Origin of the sequence: Vibrio sp. 10N.222.49.C9, from assembly GCF_041474985.1 — a bacterium.
In the GTDB taxonomy this organism is placed as follows: domain Bacteria; phylum Pseudomonadota; class Gammaproteobacteria; order Enterobacterales; family Vibrionaceae; genus Vibrio; species Vibrio crassostreae_C.
On the sequence record NZ_JBFRVD010000034.1, the window covers coordinates 1 to 17,852 of the forward strand.

Consider the following 17,852-nt stretch of genomic DNA (forward strand, 5'->3'; position numbering starts at 1 on the left):
CACACTGGCAAGCCCTTTTTGAAGTTTTTCTTACTTTTTTGATTGTTCGAGCGTTTTTTGTTCAAAACACCCCATTTTCACTAGTATTCCTCTTAATTAAGGGCTTAAGGTGCCTATATAAAGGAGGATTTATGAGTTCAATACGCAGTTATAAAGGAATATCCCCTCAGATTGGGCAAGGTGTCTATATAGATACCAGTTCAGTACTGGTTGGTGATATCAAAATCGGTAACGACTCTAGCGTGTGGCCTTTGGTTGCAGCTCGAGGGGATGTGAACCACATTCATATTGGAGAGAGAACGAATATCCAAGATGGTAGTGTCTTGCACGTCACCCATAAGAATGCTGAAAACCCTGACGGTTATCCTCTCTTAATAGGTAATGATGTCACTATCGGGCATAAAGTAATGCTGCATGGCTGCACTATTGAGGATCGTGTACTTGTTGGTATGGGAGCGATCGTGTTGGATGGCGTGATTATCCAAAAAGAAGTGATGATTGGTGCTGGTAGCTTAGTGCCACCAAACAAGGTACTTGAAAGCGGTTACCTCTATGTAGGAAGCCCAGTAAAACAAGCTCGCCCATTAAATGATAAAGAGCGTGCCTTTCTACAGAAGTCTGCAGACAACTACGTTCAGAATAAAAATGACTATCTAGACTCTGTAATTTCAGTCTAAAGCGCTTTGATCTGAATCCGATTAGAGGAGTCATACTCCTCTTCTTCTATTAACTCTTCCGCTAGCTCTTCAATATCGAAACGTAACTCTGAAAAGATAACTAAAGCTTGATCGCCTTCTTCTATATCTTTACCTGCCAATCGTGATAATTCCTCAATAGACATGACACATTCAATCAATGCGCCCGACTGTTGTGCTGGGAACGTGATTGTTCGGCTCTCTTCATCCCAATCTTGGATATCAGGAAATAGAATTGATTGATTCATTTTTTATAAACACCCCATTACATCTCTAGATTTTTACGTAATTCTCTTAAAATCTGTTTTGTTCCCGGACGAAGACCACGCCAAAGCATAAAGCTTTCTGCTGCCTGCCCCACTAGCATACCCAAACCATCATAAGCAGCATGAACACCATTATCTAATGCCCATTGATTGAATACCGTCGTTCCAGATCCATAAACCATGTCATAAACGGCGCTAGTAGAATTGAAAATCACCTCAGACACTTCAGGAAGCTGCCCGCTTAGACCAGATGAGGTAGAGTTAATAATGACATCAAAGCCTTCATTAACATCACTTAGCCCCATCCCCTTGATGTTGCCATGCGACGAAAACATCTCAGCCAGAAGTTCAGCCTTGGAGCTGGTTCGATTAGCGACCACCAGCTGTTGTGGCTTTTGGTCGAGAAGAGGTTGAATCACTCCTCTCGCAGCACCACCAGCGCCAAGAAGAAGAACACGTGCTCCTTTTAGCGTGACTTGATGTTGAAGCAGGTCTTGAACTAAGCCCTCACCATCGGTGTTATCACCAATGATCTCTCCATCATCTAACTTCTTAAGGGTATTTACGGCACCAGCTAGTTCAGCTCTCTCAGTTAGGCGATTGGCTAACTGATAGGCATCTTCTTTAAAAGGCGCTGTGACATTGCACCCTCGACCACCTTCGCTGAAAAAGGTTTTGGCAGCAGTGATAAATTGACCGTGCTCTGGCTGTAATGCTGTATAGGTAAGTTGTTGGCTGGTTTGGCGAGCAAATAATGTGTGAATGAATGGCGATTTGCTTTGCCCAATAGGATTACCGAAAACGGCATAACGATCTACTTGCTGTGTCATATCCTTACCTAACAGAAATAATAAAAAGGGTCATCTATATAGATGACCCTATCACTATCCCTATAAGGAAGGAAGAACTACCAAACTCGAGGTTTGAGGTAGTCACTATAAAGCAGAGCTTCTGGTGAGCCCGCTTGCGGTTCATAGCGATATTCCCAACGAGCCAACGGCGGCATCGACATCAATATAGACTCTGTGCGCCCACCGCTTTGCAGGCCAAATAAGGTACCACGGTCGTAAACTAGGTTGAATTCAACATAGCGGCCACGACGGTATAGTTGGAAGTCACGCTCACGTTCGCCATAAGGTGTATCTTTGCGACGCTCGACAATAGGTAAGTACGCCGCAGCAAAACCTTCACCGACAGCCTGCATATAAGCAAAGCTCTTATCGAAACCCCACTCATTTAAGTCATCAAAGAACAGACCACCAACACCACGTGTTTCGTCTCGGTGAGGAAGATAGAAGTACTTATCACACCACTCTTTGTGTTCTTGATAAACATCATCACCAAACGGCGCACAAAGATCTTTAGCAGTTTGATGCCAAGATTGGCAATCTTCATCGACAGGATAAAATGGCGTTAAGTCAAAACCACCACCAAACCACCAAATCGGGTCTTCCCCTTCTTTTTCCGCAATGAAGAATCGAACGTTCGCGTGTGAGGTTGGGATATATGGGTTTTTAGGGTGGATAACTAATGAAACCCCCATCGCCTCAAACTTACGTCCGGCTAACTCAGGACGGTGAGCGGTTGCAGAGGCAGGCATTGCTTTACCAGCGACGTGAGAGAAGTTAACTCCACCCTGTTCAAATAAAGCACCATTGGTCATCACGCGAGTACGACCACCGCCACCTAGACGATCGCCAGGTTCTCGCTCCCATGCATCTTCTTCAAACAACGCTACACCATCAGCTTGCTCAAGCTGCTGGCAAATCGAATCTTGTAGGCTCAGTAAAAACTGCTTTACTGCTTCTTTATCAATTGCTGACATCTTACTTCCTTTGCAGGGTTTAACCCTGTCTTAATATTTTCGACGTTTTTGCATCTCTAATTTCGCTTGGCTTCTCACGGCCACCCGTTTGGCCTTCTAGAATCGCGACTAAGTGTTGACCCAGTTGCTGTTGAACTTCTTCAGTCGTCATACAAGGCGGCTCGCCAGTCAGGTTGGCACTGGTAGAGGTTAACGGCTTGCCGAACTCATTACACATTCGTTGAACCAAAGGGTGATCCGTCACTCGTACCGCGATGGAATCAAACTGGCCGCTGACCCAGTCAGTAACTTTGCTGCTGGTTGGCATAATCCAAGTGACCGGACCTGGCCATGTCGCTTTCACTGTTACCAACTGTTCTTCCGTCAACTGGCTTTCATCAATATAAGGAAGCAGCTGCTCGTAACTTGCAGCAATCAAGATCAAGCCCTTTTCAACTGGACGCTGTTTTAACTCGAGTAATTTCTTGATGGCATGTGGATTATCAGGATCACAACCAACCCCAAAAACGCCTTCGGTCGGGTAAGCAATGACTTCACCTTGTTGTAATGCCTGCAATGTATGTTGAAAGTTATCCACGGGTTGCCTCATTAAGTCAGTTATCGAACTCGCTAAGTGTACAAATTATCATTCACTGTGACTAAAGCTATTTGTTTATAAAATGTATCAATTAACAACTTAGACTGACGCAAACGTTTTCCTTAAGTAATTTTACCCGTATAATGCGCGCAAAATATCTAATCACTAATTAAATCGTACCTGAAGGAGTTTGAGATGACTGTCGGTATTATCATGGGTTCTAAATCTGATTGGCCAACAATGAAGCTAGCTGCAGAAATGTTGGATCAGTTTGGCGTGGCGTACGAAACAAAAGTGGTTTCTGCTCACCGCACACCTCAGTTGCTTGCAGACTACGCAACCAGTGCGAAAGAGCGCGGTATTAAAGTCATTATTGCTGGTGCTGGCGGTGCTGCACACCTACCAGGCATGGCGGCTGCTTTCACAAGCGTGCCTGTTCTTGGTGTTCCGGTTCAGTCTAAAGCGCTGAAAGGTATGGACTCTCTGCTTTCTATCGTGCAAATGCCAAAAGGCATCGCGGTAGGTACTCTAGCTATCGGTGAAGCGGGAGCAGCGAACGCTGGCATCCTAGCTGCTCAAATCATTGGTACACACAATGAAGAAGTAATGGCGAAAGTAGAAGCGTTCCGCTCTGAGCAAACAGAAACGGTACTTGCTAATCCAAACCCTGCAGAGGACTAATTCCCATGCATGTTCTTGTGTTAGGCGCGGGCCAACTTGCTCGCATGATGTCCCTCGCTGGGGCACCGCTGAATATTGAAATTTCTGCTTTTGATGTTGGCAGCAAAAATATTGTTCATCCATTAACGCAAGCGATTCTAGGCAACGGCTTAGAAAATGCGATTGAGCGCGCGGACGTCATTACTGCTGAGTTCGAACACATCCCTCATGATGTGCTTGAAATATGTGAGCGCAGCGGTAAGTTCTTACCGACCACACAAGCAATCAAAGCTGGCGGTGACCGTCGCCTTGAAAAAGCGCTGTTAGACGAAGCGAACGTAAAAAACGCTAAGTACTATGTGATTAATGCTCGTGAAGACTTTGACGCAGCAATTGCTCATGTTGGCCTACCTATGGTGTTGAAGAGCACACTTGGTGGCTACGATGGCAAAGGCCAATGGCGTTTAAAGACCTTAGACAACGTTGAAGCAACTTGGACAGAAATGGCCGAGTGCATTGCTGCAACCGACAATCAAGCAATCGTGGCAGAAGAGTTTGTTCCGTTCGACCGTGAAGTATCACTGGTTGGTGCTCGTGGAACTAATGGAGAGGTTCAAGTGTACCCACTGGCTGAAAATGTTCACACCGATGGCGTGTTGAGCTTATCAACAGCCATTGACGACATTGAACTGCAAGAACAAGCGAAAACCATGTTCACCGCAGTTGCAGAGCGTTTAGATTACGTTGGCGTACTCGCGCTAGAGTTCTTTGATGTTCAAGGTTCACTGCTGGTGAATGAGATTGCACCACGTGTTCATAACTCGGGCCACTGGACACAACAAGGCGCTGAAACTTGTCAGTTTGAGAACCATCTACGTGCCGTATGTGGCATGCCATTAGGCAGCACTAAGCTGATTCGTCCAACCGCAATGATCAACATCCTTGGTGAAGATACCCTACCTGAAGCAATTCTTGCTCAAGGTGGTTGTCATGTTCATTGGTATGGCAAAGAAAAGCGTGCAGGTCGTAAGATGGGCCACATTAACGTGAGCGCTGATTACAACGCAGAATTACAAAGAGCGTTGTGCTCATTGGCTGAGATTCTTGATAAACAAGCCTACCCTGCTGTGCATGAGTTTGCTGAGCAGATGAAGTAAGCCTACATTGGCTTATTGATATAAAAAGTTTATTGGACACAAAAACGGCGCTCAGTGAGCGCCGTTTTTTTGTGTCTATAATATCGAGTTATTGAGATTGAATGTGGTGACACTTGCGATCTGCGCATTGCTTCTTGGTACCACTGGCCGTTTTCTTCTCCAGTAACAGTGGGAACTGGCACTCTTCACAGCGACCTATAACTGGTGGCTGATTAACGGCAAACTTACACTTAGGGTAGTTATCACACGCATAGAAGGTTTTGCCATAGCGAGATTTACGCTCAACCAAGTGACCTCGATCACACTCAGGGCAGGCAACAAGTGGCTGTTCTTCAGGTTGTTCTTTCGGTTGATCCAAAGATTCGATGTGATTACACTCTGGATAGCTGCTACAACCAATAAACATGCCAAAGCGACCTTGTCTTAGTACCAATTCGTTTTGGCATTTAGGACACGGTACACCCAACTCTTTCACCACGTGGCCATCGTTTTGATGCAACGGCTTAATGTAATCACAGCTCGGATACTGTTTACAGCCTAAAAATGGACCGTGCTTACCGTGGCGAAGCTGAATCTCTCCACCACACTGTGGACATGGTTCATGCTCTAATGCATGTTCATGTGCTGAAAAAAGCTGATTATCAATCTTACTACTCATGACAAGCCTGTGTTAATGCAAGATACCTTGCTCTTTGGTGTACAACAGCTCTTCCATTTGCGTGTAAGCACTTTCATTACCCGGTACATTGAATAGCACCATTAAGATAATCCATTTCAGATCATCCAATTCAAATTCGTTGGTCTCAAGCCCCATCACACGATCAATCACCATTTCACGAATCTCTGTCGTGAGGACGTTGATCTGCTCAAGGAACAACAAGAAACCACGACACTCCATATTAATACGTGATATCTCTTTACTTGTGTAAACACGCATCGAGGTATTAGAGCACATAGTAATCGCCGCTTGGTTATCGGTATCTTGCAGTGCAGCAAGGTCTTCTAACCAATGGAGAGCCTTATAAATATCATCTTGGTGAAACCCTGCTCGAAGAAGCTCATCTTCCAGCTCATCTTGATCCACCTGCAATTCAGAATCGCTATGGATGTAGGTTTCAAACAAGTACATCAGTATGTCCATCATCATAGCTTAGCCTCTCCCCTTTCGAATATAGCCACCGGAAACTGCAACAACATGCCCTGAGAGCTCAAGCTCTAAAAGCTGCATCATGACCTCATGCACAGGTATATGGGTTCTCTGTGCCAAAATATCAACGGGTGTCGCCTCTAATCCTACGTTAGCTAACAGCTGTGGAAATGGCAATTGCTCATTTTCACCCTCATTCGGCGTAGGCTCGAACAAACTGGGCTGCTGATCTATAGACCAGTCTAACAGACTCTTTATTTCAATCAGAACATCTTGAGCATTTTGTACTAAACATGCTCCAGCTTTAATTAAGCTATTACCTCCGCGACTAGTTGGGCTATGAATTGAACCGGGCAGCGCAAACACCTCTCGGCCTTGCTCCATGGCATAGCGAGCCGTAATCAAAGAACCACTCTTTTCAGCTGCCTCAACCACCAAAGTTCCGAGCGACAACCCACTTATAATACGGTTACGGCGAGGGAAATGTTCAGGTCTTGGTTTTGCTCTTGGACGAAACTCTGAAATCAGCGCCCCATTTTCACAGATCCTATCGGCTAAATTTCTGTGCCGCGCAGGGTAAATTGAATCTAAGCCAGAGCCCAGCACCGCGAAAGTCTCTCCTCCTTTATCCAAAGCACCATCATGAGCATAGCCGTCAATGCCCAACGCTAAGCCACTGGTGACGATCAAGCCATTTTGGACAAACTCTTTGGCGAAGGACTTCGCTGTCTGTAACCCTTCAATACTGGCATTACGACTGCCGACCATCGCGATTTGAGGCTCGATCAGTTTTTCAACGTGACCTTTAACGAAAAGCACACTTGGCGCAGAGGCGATCTCGTTCAGCAGTTTGGGATAATGTGAGCAATTCGGGGTAATAATGTGATGGTTAGGCTGTTTTGCTTGCCATGATAAGCAAGCCTCCACTTCTCTTGGGGCTTGCTCTCTTAGATAGGCAATTTGCTTGGCAGACAAGCCAATCGCTTGCAGCTGCTGACTTGAATAACCAACAATATTAGAAGGAGAATCAATACTCAGCAAACGAGCAAGGCGCTTGCCACCCAATTGTGGAACAAAACTTAACGTTAACCAAGCGATCAGTTGCTCTTCATTCACTCGCTTCCCTCTTCTGTCACTGCAAGGTCCAAAGGCGATACCGCCACAATGTCATTACTTACTGGCTTTGAACTTTGAGTGATCAACGCGAGGCTAAAATACTCATAAGGACGAATGACCATCAAGCTACCGAGCGAGGTACTTGGTAGCTGCACTTTATTACTCGCCGCAGACTCTTTATAGCTGTATTCACCCTGCTTACCAAACACCACAGCACCGCTTTCACTGAGGGTAAACATAGAACCTTGGCGAAGGTTATCCTGTGAACCTTTGTTGATCACCACTACCTGATTCTTCGCGCTGTACTGGCTGCCATCTAATGAGCCCAAGATATTAGCAAACTGACCTGCCGCACTAGGTGCAGGATAAAACGTGGTAGAGAGCTTCACCTGATCAACACCAAGTTCTGGTAGCACAAGGTCATTAAGCAGCACCTCTTGCAGCTGAGTGTCTATCTGCAAGCTGCTGAACTCAGCATCCACCTCTTTTAAGCGCGCAGTGGCGACCAGTCGCAAAGAGGTAACACTCGCTTGGGGTTGCTGCCGTTGGTAGGTTTCAACTGCGCGGTAGATACCCCACTTTTGATGTTGTTGGTTACCTGAGATAAACAACCGGTCTGCACCCGATAAGAAACGTTTACCATCACTGGTTCCTAATACTCGTTGTGCCGATTCGATATCTTGCTGCTCTACCAAGCGATCAGACTGTAAATAAGGTAGAACCAGTCCCTCGTTGACGGTAGGTACTGCTTTCTTCTCAGAAACACGAATCTTAGGGCTGAGTTTGATAACAGGCTTGAGGCTCAAGACAGGTTCACCATTAATCCAAACCAACGACAGTTTGTCTCCGGGATAAATAAGGTGAGGATTTTCTATCTCAGGGTTTACCTGCCATAACCTTGGCCACAACCACGGGCTATCAAGATACATCGCAGATATATCCCATAAGGTATCGCCCTTTACCACCACATACGCCTCAGGTGCGCCCTGCTTAATGGTTAAAGGTTGAGCGCTATTTTCAGCCGTAGCGGCGAACGAAAGCGAGGCACAAACAAGAGAAAAAATGGGAGAAAAATGACGCATGACCTAGGTTCCTTGGTCTGAATATATGACATCTGATTTGAGAATTACCTTCAGGATGCTGTCATTTGACCTCTAAAATGTCTAGAATTGAGCCAACAAGGTTTAAGCTGTTTCGGCACAGTTCAATATTTCGAGTGTATATGTCTGTATTACAAGTATTAACATTACCAGATGATCGTCTACGTACCGTGGCGAAACCGGTAAAAGAAGTTACCCCAGAGATTCAAAAGTTCGTTGATGACATGATTGAAACCATGTACGACGAAGAAGGTATCGGCCTTGCGGCAACGCAAGTAGATTTCCACCAACGCATCGTTGTTATCGATATTTCAGAAACACGTGATGAGCCAATGGTGCTTATCAACCCTGAAATTACTGAGAAGCGCGGCGAAGATGGAATCGAAGAAGGCTGCCTATCTGTACCAGGCGCTCGAGCTCTAGTACCTCGCGCTGCAGAAGTAACGGTTAAAGCACTAGACCGTGACGGCAACGAATTCACATTCGACGCTGACGACCTTCTGGCTATCTGTGTTCAGCACGAACTTGACCACCTAGAAGGCAAGTTGTTTGTTGATTACCTATCGCCACTAAAGCGTAAACGTATCCAAGATAAGCTAGCGAAGATTAAACGTTTCAACGAGAAACAAGGTTAATAACCGCTGCTATTACTAAATTAGAAGGAAGCCTACCTTGAGTCAGTCTTTAAGAATTGTCTTTGCAGGTACTCCGGATTTCGCCGCCCGTCACTTGGCGGCGTTGTTGTCTTCGGAGCATGAAGTTGTTGCTGTTTACACACAGCCAGATCGACCAGCAGGCCGCGGTAAAAAACTGACTGCGAGCCCAGTAAAAAACATCGCACTTGAAAACAATATTCCGGTTTACCAACCAGAAAACTTCAAGTCAGATGAGGCCAAGCAAGAGCTAGCTGAGTTGAACGCTGACATCATGGTTGTTGTCGCTTACGGCTTATTGCTTCCGCAGGTTGTATTAGATACGCCTCGCTTAGGTTGTATCAACGTACATGGCTCTATCCTACCGCGCTGGCGTGGTGCTGCTCCGATTCAACGCTCTATTTGGGCAGGTGATAAAGAGACAGGCGTGACGATCATGCAGATGGATATCGGCCTAGATACTGGCGACATGCTAAGTATCGCGACGCTGCCTATCGAAGCGACAGATACTAGCGCATCTATGTACGAGAAATTAGCGGGCCTTGGCCCTGATGCGCTTGTTGAATGTCTAGCGGACATCGCTTCTGGCAAAGCAGTTGCAGAAAAGCAAGACGATGAGCTTGCGAACTACGCGAAGAAGCTAAGCAAAGAAGAAGCGCGTATCAACTGGAGTGATGAAGCTGCGCATATTGAGCGCTGCGTTCGTGCCTTCAACCCATGGCCAATGAGTCACTTTGAAGCTGCTGAGAACAGCATTAAAGTATGGCAAAGCCGTGTGGCAGAGCAAACTTCTGATAAGCCTGCAGGTACCATTCTGCAAGCGGATAAAACTGGTATCTATGTTGCGACAGGGCAAGGCGTACTTGTTCTTGAACAACTGCAAATTCCAGGTAAAAAAGCCATGTCAGTTCAGGATATCTTGAACTCACGTGCAAGCTGGTTTGAAGTTGGTACACAACTTTCTTAATCCGCTTTTAAAGCTGCTAATTACGCAGCTTAGAAAACCTTTACGAGGGCAGAGATGCCCTCATGTATTCAAATAAATATTCGGTACCCCTCATGAATGTTCGCGCTGCTGCTGCAAATGTCCTATTCCAAGTTGTCGATAAAGGCCACTCTCTGTCACACGCTCTCCCTGCGGCTCAAAAAACGATCCGTCCACGAGACCATGCTCTACTGCAAGAGATTTGCTACGGCGCACTTCGTTACCTGCCTCGTTTAGAGTCAATCGCTAACGAACTGATGGAAAACCCGCTTAAAGGTAAAAAGCGTGTATTCCACCACCTAATCTTGGTGGGCATTTACCAACTAAGCTTCATGCGTATCCCTTCGCATGCCGCGGTTGCTGAAACGGTTGAGGGCACTAAAACACTGCGTGGTCCAAGCCTGAGTGGTTTGATCAACGCTGTGCTACGTAGCTACCTACGTGACCAAGAAGAACTGGACGAGAAAGCCGTTAGTCACAATGCAGGCAAATACGGCCACCCAAGCTGGATTCTAAAAATGCTTCAAGAGAGCTACCCAGATCAATGGGAGCAACTGGTTGAAGCAAACAACAGTAAGGCACCAATGTGGCTGCGCGTTAACCGCCAACACCACACTCGTGACGAGTATGTTGAACTACTTAAAAACGAAAACATTGAATACACATTGCACCCAGAAGCAGCCGATGCCATAAAATTAGCTGCACCTTGTGATGTTACTTTGCTTCCTGGCTTCGACAGAGGTTGGGTATCAGTGCAAGACGCTGCCGCTCAGCTTTCGGTTGACTACCTAACACCAAAAGATGGTGAGCTGATCTTAGATTGTTGTGCTGCGCCAGGTGGTAAAACGGCACACATTCTTGAGCACACTCAAGACACTGAAGTGGTTGCGATTGACTGCGACATTAAACGTCTAGACCGCGTTTACGATAACCTTGAGCGTCTACAACTGCGTGCCGACGTAATTTGTGGTGATGCTCGCTACCCAGAAGAGTGGTGGATGGGTGATAAGTTCGACCGTATCCTACTTGATGCACCTTGTTCAGCGACTGGCGTCATTCGCCGTCACCCTGACATCAAGTGGCTACGTCGTGCGTCTGACATTGATGCGCTGGCTGAACTGCAAAGCGAGATTATGGATGCAATGTGGCGTCAGCTGAAAGAAGGCGGCACCATGGTTTATGCGACTTGTTCTATCACGCCGCAAGAAAACGTGCTGCAAGTGAAAGCATTCCTAGCACGCACTGAGAACGCTACGTTGGTTGGGTCTGATATCGAAAATCCGGGTCGTCAAATACTACCTGGAGAAGAAGATATGGATGGCTTCTACTACGCAGTTCTAGTAAAACAGGCATAACAACTAACAGCGGCTAAGAATTTATTTCTTAGCCGCTGTTTCTTTCTAGTGCATTATCAAAATAAAGTTAGATAACTAGAATTACCACGGTAAAGAAAAGAGAAAGGCTATGAAGATCATTATCCTAGGTGCTGGACAAGTTGGCGGTACCCTTGCTGAAAACCTGGTTGGTGAAAACAACGACATCACCATTGTCGACCGTAATGCTGACCGACTTCGTGAACTTCAGGATAAGTACGACCTTAGGGTTGTAAACGGTTATGCCAGCCACCCAAACACACTACGTGAAGCGGGTGCGCAAGATGCCGACATGTTGGTTGCCGTAACCAACATGGATGAAACCAACATGGCTGCGTGTCAGGTTGCTTTCTCTCTTTTCAATACGCCGAACCGAATTGCTCGTATTCGCTCTCCTCAATACCTAGAAGAGAAAGAAGCGTTATTCAAATCAGGTGCCATCCCAGTCGATCACCTGATCGCACCCGAAGAGCTAGTGACCAGCTACATCGAGCGCCTGATTCAATACCCAGGCGCACTGCAGGTTGTGAGCTTTGCTGAACAGAAGGTTAGCCTAGTAGCAGTAAAAGCCTACTACGGTGGTCCACTGGTTGGTAACGCATTGTCTGCTTTGCGTGAGCACATGCCGCACATTGATACCCGTGTTGCCGCTATTTTCCGTCAAGGTCGCCCTATTCGTCCACAAGGCACCACCATCATTGAAGCCGATGATGAAGTGTTCTTCGTCGCAGCGAGTAACCACATCCGCTCAGTAATGAGTGAGCTACAGCGCCTAGAGAAACCGTACCGCCGCATCATGATTGTCGGTGGTGGTAACATTGGTGCAAGCTTGGCAAAACGCCTTGAGCAGAGCTACAGTATCAAGCTTATCGAGCGCAGCTACACTCGCGCCGAGAAGCTGTCTGAAGAATTAGAAAACACCATCGTATTCTGTGGTGATGCCGCCGATCAAGAGCTGCTGACCGAGGAGAACATCGATCAAGTGGACGTGTTCATCGCCCTAACCAATGAAGATGAAACCAACATCATGTCAGCCATGCTGGCGAAGCGAATGGGTGCCAAGAAGGTAATGGTACTGATTCAGCGTGGTGCTTACGTAGACCTTGTTCAGGGTGGCGTGATTGATATTGCTATCTCTCCACAGCAAGCGACCATTTCTGCGCTGCTTACTCACGTTCGTCGTGCTGATATTGTTAACGTATCATCTCTACGTCGCGGCGCTGCAGAGGCGATCGAAGCCATTGCTCACGGTGACGAAACCACATCGAAAGTGGTTGGCCGAGCGATTGGCGACATCAAGCTACCACCGGGCACCACTATTGGTGCGATTGTTCGCGGAGAAGAAGTACTTATCGCGCACGATAGAACCGTAATCGAACAAGATGACCACGTAGTGATGTTCCTAGTGGACAAGAAATACGTACCTGATGTTGAGTCTCTATTCCAACCGAGCCCGTTCTTCTTATAGCCTTGTTCTCGTAAGTATCTTCTCGCAACCTTCTTCTTGTGAGAACGACGCTTCGGCACAAAGCGATGGTCTATTAAGCTATGGTCAACTTTCGTCCGATATTATTAGTGATAGGGTTAGTGTTATCAAAACTCGCCCTTTTCATGTACATCCCCACATTGGTTGCCTTTTTCACAGGCACCGGTGGCTTCCTCGAGTTTGGTCAATCGGTAGTGATCACGCACATTGTGGCATTCATCTGCTTAAGCTTAGGCCGCTCCGCTAAGTTTCGATTAGGGGTGCGGGACATGTTCCTGATCACCTCTCTGGTCTGGACTATTGCCAGCGCCTTCGCTGCACTACCCTTTGTCTTCATCAACCACATCAGCTTCACTGATGCCTATTTTGAAACCATGTCGGGTATCACCACGACAGGATCAACCGTATTAAGCGGCTTAGACAGCATGTCACCAAGCATTCTATTATGGCGATCTATATTGCAGTGGCTTGGTGGTGTTGGGTTCATCGTAATGGCAGTAGCGGTTCTACCAATGCTTAACGTCGGTGGTATGCGCTTGTTCCAAACTGAGTCTTCCGATTGGTCAGATAAAAGCAGCCCGAGAGCAAAAACCGTCGCCAAGAACATCGTGGCGGTCTATTTGGTATTAACAGGCCTATGCTTGGTGAGCTACCTATTTGCGGGCATGAGTGTGTTTGATGCCATCAACCACTCATTCACCACGCTATCTACAGGCGGTTACTCAACCTCAGACGGTTCTATGAACCACTTCTCGAACAGCGCTCACTGGGTGGGTACTGTATTCATGTTCTTAGGTGGCTTGCCGTTTTTACTCTTTGTCAGTGCGCTGCGCGGTAGAAAGCTCTCTATCCTCTACAAAGATGCCCAAGTGAGAGGCTTCGCTTACCTATTCTTAGTCACCAGTGCTGTGATATCCACATGGCTGGTGGTCAGAGATGGCTACACGGTATTGGATGCGATGCGTGTTTCGATGTTTAACATTGTGTCAGTCGTCACCACAACCGGTTTTGGCTTAGAAGACTTCACCGCGTGGGGCGCTTTGCCTACCACGCTGTTTGCCTTTTTAATGATGGCGGGCGCGTGCTCAGGTTCAACCTCTGGCGGTATCAAAATCTTCCGCTTCCAAATTGCAATGACCATGCTCCATAAACAAATGATGAAACTGATTCATCCATCGGGCGTGTTTGTTCAACGCTATAATCAACGACCAGTCAGTGACGACATCGTACGTTCACTCGTTGCATTTGGTCTGATGTTCTTTATCACGATTATCTTAATTGCCGGTGGGCTGAGTGCGATGGGACTTGATCCTGTAACCAGTATATCCGGTGCTATCACAGCCGTTGCCAATGTTGGTCCAGGAATGGGCAGCGTGATAGGTCCAACCGGAAACTTTGCTCCACTGCCTGACGCCGCAAAATGGCTATTAAGTTTAGGAATGCTGATGGGGCGACTCGAGATACTGACGCTCATCGTTCTATTTTTCCCAGCCTTTTGGCGACGCTAACCAAGCACAAAATCAAGGAAATACAGATGAAATCATACGTACTTCTCGCTGGCGCATTGCTCGCAAATTCAGTATTCGTAAGTGCTGCCTTGGCGGATCAAATGGTCACACTACCTGATGGCAAACAAGTGTTACTCAAAGATGATTATACTTGGCAATATGTGGCACCGAAGCAAACGGAAGCAGCAGCGACAACATCAGAGATCGCCGTGCCCGTTGCAACAGCACCTGTCGTAGCCGTCCCGGTAGCGACGAATACTCGTGGCACAACGGTTGTGGTTAATAGTAAAAAACCAAGCTTACAGCTGTCTCAGTCAGGAGTGGATGTTGTACTGGGTGCAAGTCGCTATGAAGATGGTGAGCTTATCATTCCGACAGCCATCACTAACCAAGGCACTCAAGCGGTCATTTTGGTATCACTTAACATCAGCGTATTTACTGCAGAAGGTGAGTTGTTGGCAGAAGAAGAAGTTGCGGTGTGGAAATCAATCAAACGAATGGCCGACACATACCTACGACCAAAGACGGGTGAAGAAGGCAAGCTCATCAAGCTCGACCTAGAACAACACCCTGAATATCAGATTAAAGCTGAGATTACTGAGGTACTGGCTCGCTAAACCGGAGTCACGTACAAATAAATAGCGAAGAAATGGCAAGCGCAGCCCGCCAACACAAACAAATGCCAGATGGCATGATTGTAAGGGATGCGTTTTGCCACATAGAAAATCACACCCAACGAGTAAATCACGCCACCGAGTGCTAGTAGCACCAAACCACCCATCTCGATATTCATCGCCAGTTGATAAACCACAATCAGCGATAACCAACCCATCGCCAAGTAAGTCACCAATGACAAACGCTTAAATCGGTAGACGAAGGCAATCTTCATAATGATTCCGACTAGCGCGATACCCCAAATCACTGCCATCAAACCCATCGCCAATGGTGTTCTTAAACTCACCAATAAAAATGGCGTGTAACTGCCCGCGATCAATAAGTAGATCGCACAGTGATCGAGAGTTTTCAGTAATCGCTTGGTCTTTTCTGTGGTGATCGAGTGATAAAGCGTGGAAGCGAGAAAGAGTAGGATAATACTGCTGCCATATACCGCCATACTCGCAATAGTCAGTATGTCGGCTTGATGGTCAAACGCACGAATCAGCAGCAGGATTAAACCAACCACGCCAAGCACAACACCCAAGCCATGGGTTATCGCATTGGCGCGTTCTTCGATGTCACTGTATTCGCTCGCCGATGATGCAGACATGATTATCCTACTAGAGTAAATGTTCGATTTGCCTAGTATTGCACATTAAGCTTACACGTGTAAGCTTAAATTTTTATGACATCTTTTATGACATTAATAACGCCTAAACGGTGTGATGAAGCTAAGGTCTCTAAAGCTACAGAACCAAAGAGCTAACTAAGATGCGTTGTCTAGATACTCAAGTACCATCTTGCCCGCATCTTGTGGTGACGTATCCAATGGCACACTCAATTGACGCTGCAGTTGGCCAATGCCTAACAAGCTCGCCAACATGCCTTTTGCACCATCGCGATTACGGTCTATCTCAAACCACAACTTAAGCTCGGTTTCATCACGATGAGCAACCACTTCCAGTTCACGCCAGCGGCCATGATATGGACCAGTGGTAGGGACAAACTCAAACTCTTGAACAAATGGCAGTTCAAAGCCCTCTACTGCTTCGCACTCAACTTGGCGAATGCGTAAACCTTGAGCTTCTAGTTCATTAAAAATACCATCAAGAAGTGCATCTGGGCGAACCGTTAAAATATCCTTATCCGATGGATCAATCGCCATCGCAATATCGAGCCCGGTTTCTAGCCACACCTTTGAATCACCAATCGTGACAGGTGTGTTCAGCGGGACATCAAACTCACATTCAAAATCACGGGTTTCACCCGGCTGAATAACAAAGGCATACGGCAGGCTCCATTTGGCCAACGAGTATGTCTGGTGCATTCGACGTGTTTGACCGCCCTCTTGCCTTTGCGAATTCATAGTAATTTCTTTGACGTAACGACAGCACAAGTTGAGATCGATATTGTCGATCTCTTGTGGCTGAGCGCCACCATAGACATGCACAATAATGCTCGCCTTCTTGCCTGGATAAAGCACTTCCTGTTGCAATACAGAATCCACCTTGGCAGATCCAATTCCAAAACTTGCTAACGTTTTCTTTAAGAACGACATATGCACCTCCTTTAAAGCATCATCTTAAGCCTGAAAGAGGTTCAAACTCAAATATACTGCTCACACTATTTTAGCTCTAATATCGTCTATTTATCACTCAGGCGTCGATCGATAACTTAGATAGTGATAATCTAAGCCTTGATATGCATGCATATCATTATCCTGATTTATTCTTCGGATTGGCGAAAGCCAGACGAGTGACGCTTCAAGCAATTGAGGTGGAGCTCATGGTAAATCAGGCCATTAGATTGGCAATGGATATGCCTGACCGTTAGGTAAATTAATGCGCCCAACAGCTGTCAGGTTCTCGCACACCAACCGTAGTGCGATGCGTCGTCGTAGTGGCTTTGTTGCTGCTCCAACGGCTAAGAAATTGGCTCCTACAATGACTCTAGTTGAGAAGACTGCTTTATTAGCACCGACTACAACGAAAGTGATTAAAGCCGCTTAACAAAAAGCGCAGTTTTTACTGCGCTTTTTTCTTGCCCGCTCCCATCTTGAAATGTGTTTACACATTGGTATTCCCTACCCGATTTGATACCTTAGCCACAAATCATTATAAAATTTGTGGAGAAATAAAGTATGAAGTGTCACCGCATTGAAGAACTGCTTGAACTGATGGAGCCTGAGTGGCAGAAAGATCAAGAGCTTAACCTATTAGAGTTCATCATTAAGCTATCAAAAGAAGCGGGCTACCAAGGCAAGCTTGAAGAACTGACTGACGATGTTCTTATCTATCACCTAAAAATGCGCAACAGCGAAAAAGATGAGATGATCCCGGGCCTGAAAAAAGACCAAGAAGATGATTTCAAAACCGCAATTCTAAAAGCACGTGGCCTTCTTTAGTCGCCCGTTAGTTTAGAGCTCAATTGCCGTATAGATAAAACACTCAATTTTAAAAAGCGACCACCAGGTCGCTTTTTTGTTTCTGTTCGCTATTTTTTCGTCACAACTGTTATGACTTTTGTTGTTAAAGGTTGATAGCGTTAAAGAAATGAGAACAAGATTGTCGCTATAATCGCCATCCATAAGAATCTTCTAAAATAATAAGAGTGAGTGCGATAACAACAAATGCACCAAGCTCAATTT

The 17,852-nt window shown here is 46.3% G+C and carries 21 protein-coding genes; 11 read left to right on the forward strand and 10 right to left on the reverse strand.

The features are described 5' to 3' along the window. Positions 1 to 131: 131 nt before the first annotated feature. Positions 132 to 677, forward strand: coding sequence for a gamma carbonic anhydrase family protein (locus AB4585_RS15170; RefSeq protein ID WP_017058763.1), 546 nt, complete (start codon positions 132 to 134; stop codon positions 675 to 677). Here the strand turns inward: AB4585_RS15170 and AB4585_RS15175 are convergent. The 4 genes from AB4585_RS15175 to AB4585_RS15190 form a co-directional block, all read right to left on the reverse strand. Further along, complete coding sequence (locus AB4585_RS15175; RefSeq protein WP_017058764.1) at positions 674 to 943, reverse strand: DUF1488 domain-containing protein; 270 nt, start codon at positions 941 to 943, stop codon at positions 674 to 676. The genes AB4585_RS15170 and AB4585_RS15175 overlap by 4 nt on opposite strands. Before the next feature lie 17 nt (positions 944 to 960). Beyond that, positions 961 to 1,791: a shikimate dehydrogenase gene (gene aroE / locus AB4585_RS15180; RefSeq protein WP_017067739.1), complete on the reverse strand. Its 831-nt coding sequence runs from the start codon at positions 1,789 to 1,791 to the stop codon at positions 961 to 963. A 77-nt stretch (positions 1,792 to 1,868) separates the two neighbouring features. After that, positions 1,869 to 2,786, reverse strand: a complete 918-nt coding sequence (gene hemF, locus AB4585_RS15185; protein ID WP_017069580.1) for an oxygen-dependent coproporphyrinogen oxidase — start codon at positions 2,784 to 2,786, stop codon at positions 1,869 to 1,871. Positions 2,787 to 2,805: 19 nt separating this feature from the next. Further along, the gene (locus AB4585_RS15190) at positions 2,806 to 3,363 is read right to left on the reverse strand and encodes an L-threonylcarbamoyladenylate synthase (RefSeq protein ID WP_017058767.1); all 558 of its coding nucleotides are present in this window, start codon (positions 3,361 to 3,363) and stop codon (positions 2,806 to 2,808) included. 195 nt (positions 3,364 to 3,558) lie between these two features. Between AB4585_RS15190 and purE the strand changes: the two genes are divergently transcribed. Then, positions 3,559 to 4,044, forward strand: coding sequence for a 5-(carboxyamino)imidazole ribonucleotide mutase (gene purE / locus AB4585_RS15195; protein WP_004735777.1), 486 nt, complete (start codon positions 3,559 to 3,561; stop codon positions 4,042 to 4,044). Positions 4,045 to 4,049: 5 nt separating this feature from the next. Further along, a complete protein-coding gene (locus tag AB4585_RS15200) occupies positions 4,050 to 5,180 on the forward strand; it encodes a 5-(carboxyamino)imidazole ribonucleotide synthase (RefSeq protein ID WP_136974244.1) in 1,131 nt (376 codons plus the stop codon). Positions 5,181 to 5,268: 88 nt separating this feature from the next. On the opposite strand, the gene AB4585_RS15205 is transcribed toward AB4585_RS15200, so the two are convergent. The 4 genes from AB4585_RS15205 to AB4585_RS15220 are packed head-to-tail and all read right to left on the reverse strand — an operon-like array spanning position 5,269 to position 8,525. Further along, positions 5,269 to 5,838 (reverse strand): type I DNA topoisomerase, encoded by a 570-nt coding sequence (locus AB4585_RS15205; protein ID WP_136974243.1) that lies wholly within the window; start codon positions 5,836 to 5,838, stop codon positions 5,269 to 5,271. 12 nt (positions 5,839 to 5,850) lie between these two features. After that, entirely contained in the window at positions 5,851 to 6,327 is a 477-nt protein-coding gene (locus AB4585_RS15210; protein ID WP_029235095.1) for a DUF494 family protein, read from the reverse strand. A gap of 3 nt (positions 6,328 to 6,330) precedes the next feature. Then, positions 6,331 to 7,443 carry a DNA-processing protein DprA gene (gene dprA, locus AB4585_RS15215; RefSeq protein ID WP_372155380.1) on the reverse strand — a complete coding sequence of 371 codons (1,113 nt, stop codon included), beginning with the start codon at positions 7,441 to 7,443 and terminating at the stop codon, positions 6,331 to 6,333. Next, positions 7,440 to 8,525, reverse strand: coding sequence for a LysM peptidoglycan-binding domain-containing protein (locus AB4585_RS15220; protein ID WP_372155378.1), 1,086 nt, complete (start codon positions 8,523 to 8,525; stop codon positions 7,440 to 7,442). The genes dprA and AB4585_RS15220 overlap by 4 nt, the downstream gene beginning before the upstream one ends. 140 nt (positions 8,526 to 8,665) lie before the next feature. Here AB4585_RS15220 and def point away from each other — a divergent pair, with 140 nt between their 5' ends. The 6 genes from def (at position 8,666) to AB4585_RS15250 (ending at position 15,165) form a co-directional block, all read left to right on the forward strand. Continuing rightward, on the forward strand, positions 8,666 to 9,178 hold the full coding sequence (gene def / locus AB4585_RS15225; RefSeq protein ID WP_017058772.1) for a peptide deformylase: 513 nt from the start codon (positions 8,666 to 8,668) through the stop codon (positions 9,176 to 9,178). A gap of 37 nt (positions 9,179 to 9,215) precedes the next feature. Then, positions 9,216 to 10,163 (forward strand): methionyl-tRNA formyltransferase, encoded by a 948-nt coding sequence (gene fmt, locus AB4585_RS15230; RefSeq protein WP_371725274.1) that lies wholly within the window; start codon positions 9,216 to 9,218, stop codon positions 10,161 to 10,163. A 92-nt stretch (positions 10,164 to 10,255) separates the two neighbouring features. Further along, positions 10,256 to 11,536, forward strand: coding sequence for a 16S rRNA (cytosine(967)-C(5))-methyltransferase RsmB (gene rsmB, locus AB4585_RS15235; protein WP_017058774.1), 1,281 nt, complete (start codon positions 10,256 to 10,258; stop codon positions 11,534 to 11,536). A 109-nt stretch (positions 11,537 to 11,645) separates the two neighbouring features. Further along, positions 11,646 to 13,022: a Trk system potassium transporter TrkA gene (trkA, locus tag AB4585_RS15240; protein ID WP_004735766.1), complete on the forward strand. Its 1,377-nt coding sequence runs from the start codon at positions 11,646 to 11,648 to the stop codon at positions 13,020 to 13,022. 80 nt (positions 13,023 to 13,102) lie between these two features. Continuing rightward, entirely contained in the window at positions 13,103 to 14,548 is a 1,446-nt protein-coding gene (locus AB4585_RS15245; RefSeq protein ID WP_371969073.1) for a TrkH family potassium uptake protein, read from the forward strand. A gap of 26 nt (positions 14,549 to 14,574) precedes the next feature. Then, positions 14,575 to 15,165 (forward strand): DUF3157 family protein, encoded by a 591-nt coding sequence (locus AB4585_RS15250; RefSeq protein ID WP_372155375.1) that lies wholly within the window; start codon positions 14,575 to 14,577, stop codon positions 15,163 to 15,165. Here AB4585_RS15250 and AB4585_RS15255 read toward each other — a convergent pair. Together AB4585_RS15255 and AB4585_RS15260 are read right to left on the reverse strand one after the other, a co-directional pair. Further along, positions 15,162 to 15,815 carry a hemolysin III family protein gene (locus tag AB4585_RS15255; protein WP_017063010.1) on the reverse strand — a complete coding sequence of 218 codons (654 nt, stop codon included), beginning with the start codon at positions 15,813 to 15,815 and terminating at the stop codon, positions 15,162 to 15,164. The genes AB4585_RS15250 and AB4585_RS15255 overlap by 4 nt on opposite strands. A 156-nt stretch (positions 15,816 to 15,971) precedes the next feature. Beyond that, entirely contained in the window at positions 15,972 to 16,763 is a 792-nt protein-coding gene (locus AB4585_RS15260) for a sporulation protein (RefSeq protein WP_017058778.1), read from the reverse strand. A 283-nt stretch (positions 16,764 to 17,046) separates the two neighbouring features. Here AB4585_RS15260 and AB4585_RS15265 point away from each other — a divergent pair, with 283 nt between their 5' ends. Beyond that, positions 17,047 to 17,214, forward strand: a complete 168-nt coding sequence (locus tag AB4585_RS15265) for a hypothetical protein (RefSeq protein ID WP_004739323.1) — start codon at positions 17,047 to 17,049, stop codon at positions 17,212 to 17,214. Positions 17,215 to 17,345: 131 nt separating this feature from the next. Beyond that, positions 17,346 to 17,609, forward strand: a complete 264-nt coding sequence (locus AB4585_RS15270; RefSeq protein WP_009848104.1) for a YihD family protein — start codon at positions 17,346 to 17,348, stop codon at positions 17,607 to 17,609. The last annotated feature ends 243 nt before the right edge of the window (positions 17,610 to 17,852 follow it).

Coding starts and splice junctions, on each gene's coding strand:
- AB4585_RS15170 (WP_017058763.1), top strand. CDS start 132: ATGAGTTCAATACGCAGTTATAAAGGAATATCCCCTCAGATTGGGCAA.
- AB4585_RS15175 (WP_017058764.1), bottom strand. CDS start 943: ATGAATCAATCAATTCTATTTCCTGATATCCAAGATTGGGATGAAGAG.
- aroE (WP_017067739.1), bottom strand. CDS start 1,791: ATGACACAGCAAGTAGATCGTTATGCCGTTTTCGGTAATCCTATTGGG.
- hemF (WP_017069580.1), bottom strand. CDS start 2,786: ATGTCAGCAATTGATAAAGAAGCAGTAAAGCAGTTTTTACTGAGCCTA.
- purE (WP_004735777.1), top strand. CDS start 3,559: ATGACTGTCGGTATTATCATGGGTTCTAAATCTGATTGGCCAACAATG.
- AB4585_RS15200 (WP_136974244.1), top strand. CDS start 4,050: ATGCATGTTCTTGTGTTAGGCGCGGGCCAACTTGCTCGCATGATGTCC.
- AB4585_RS15205 (WP_136974243.1), bottom strand. CDS start 5,838: ATGAGTAGTAAGATTGATAATCAGCTTTTTTCAGCACATGAACATGCA.
- AB4585_RS15210 (WP_029235095.1), bottom strand. CDS start 6,327: ATGATGATGGACATACTGATGTACTTGTTTGAAACCTACATCCATAGC.
- AB4585_RS15220 (WP_372155378.1), bottom strand. CDS start 8,525: ATGCGTCATTTTTCTCCCATTTTTTCTCTTGTTTGTGCCTCGCTTTCG.
- def (WP_017058772.1), top strand. CDS start 8,666: ATGTCTGTATTACAAGTATTAACATTACCAGATGATCGTCTACGTACC.
- rsmB (WP_017058774.1), top strand. CDS start 10,256: ATGAATGTTCGCGCTGCTGCTGCAAATGTCCTATTCCAAGTTGTCGAT.
- trkA (WP_004735766.1), top strand. CDS start 11,646: ATGAAGATCATTATCCTAGGTGCTGGACAAGTTGGCGGTACCCTTGCT.
- AB4585_RS15245 (WP_371969073.1), top strand. CDS start 13,103: ATGGTCAACTTTCGTCCGATATTATTAGTGATAGGGTTAGTGTTATCA.
- AB4585_RS15250 (WP_372155375.1), top strand. CDS start 14,575: ATGAAATCATACGTACTTCTCGCTGGCGCATTGCTCGCAAATTCAGTA.
- AB4585_RS15255 (WP_017063010.1), bottom strand. CDS start 15,815: ATGTCTGCATCATCGGCGAGCGAATACAGTGACATCGAAGAACGCGCC.
- AB4585_RS15260 (WP_017058778.1), bottom strand. CDS start 16,763: ATGTCGTTCTTAAAGAAAACGTTAGCAAGTTTTGGAATTGGATCTGCC.
- AB4585_RS15265 (WP_004739323.1), top strand. CDS start 17,047: ATGCGCCCAACAGCTGTCAGGTTCTCGCACACCAACCGTAGTGCGATG.
- AB4585_RS15270 (WP_009848104.1), top strand. CDS start 17,346: ATGAAGTGTCACCGCATTGAAGAACTGCTTGAACTGATGGAGCCTGAG.